Below are 1,047 nucleotides of genomic sequence, written 5' to 3' on the forward strand. Positions count from 1 at the left end.
GGCGAAGACCTCCGAGTGAGATGCGAGCTGTCTAGGAACGCAGTCACCTTCCGGAGGTCTTCGTGTCTCACCGTAATGCCCCGCTGTCGGAGTTGGGTCGGTTACGTCTTGCTCGTTGTGTCGTCGATGACCGTTGGCCGCTGCGGCGGGCCGCCGAACGGTTTCAGGTCTCAGCGACAACCGCCGGTCGCTGGGCAGGCCGCTACCGGCTGCTCGGAGCGGCCGGAATGGCCGACCGATCCTCACGACCACACCGCAGTCCACGCCGGACACCGACCCGGACCGAGCGTCGCATCATCAAAGTCCGTGTCCTGCGCCGATGGGGGCCCGCTCGTATCGCCTATCTGCTCGGCTTGCACCCCTCCACGGTGCACCGGGTCCTGACCCGCTATCGGTTGGCACGGCTGCGCTGGCTCGACCGCGCCACCAGCGCGCCAGTGCGACGCTATGAACATCCCCGGCCCGGTGATCTGATCCACATCGATATCAAGAAACTCGGCAAGATCCCCGACGGTGGCGGCTGGCGCAAACTGGGCCGCACCGTCGGCAACCGAAACTCCCAGGCACACAAGCCGACCAGGGTCAACAACGCCCACGGCAACCCGATGCACGGCTACCACTACCTACACACCGCCCTCGACGATCACTCCCGACTCGCCTACACCGAACTCCTCGACGACGAACGCAAAGACACCGCCGCCGCGTTCTGGGCCCGCGCCAATGCCTGGTTCGCCGCCAACGGCATCGTCACCCGAAAAGTGCTGACCGACAACGGTTCCTGCTACCGATCCCGCACCTTCGCCCAGGCCCTCGGGCCCGTGGTCCACAAACGCACCCGCCCCTACCGGCCACAAACCAACGGCAAGGTAGAACGCTTCCACCGCACCCTGGCCGACGAGTGGGCCTACGCACGGCTCTATCGCAGCGACACCGAACGATGCGCAGCTTTCACTACCTGGCTACACACCTACAATCATCACCGCGGCCACACCGCACTCGGCGGACATCCACCAGCCAGCCGCGTTCCCAACCTCTCAGGTCAGTACA

General features: G+C 65.4%; 1 protein-coding gene. It reads left to right on the forward strand.

All coding sequences use genetic code 11. The annotated features are described in order from the left end of the window. Positions 1 to 62: 62 nt before the first annotated feature. The coding region (locus AB0M74_RS35190) for an IS481 family transposase (RefSeq protein ID WP_366530632.1) at positions 63 to 1,047 on the forward strand (985 nt) is incomplete at its 3' end.

The organism is Nocardia sp. NPDC051463 (genome assembly GCF_040681975.1).
In the GTDB taxonomy this organism is placed as follows: Bacteria; Actinomycetota; Actinomycetes; order Mycobacteriales; family Mycobacteriaceae; genus Nocardia.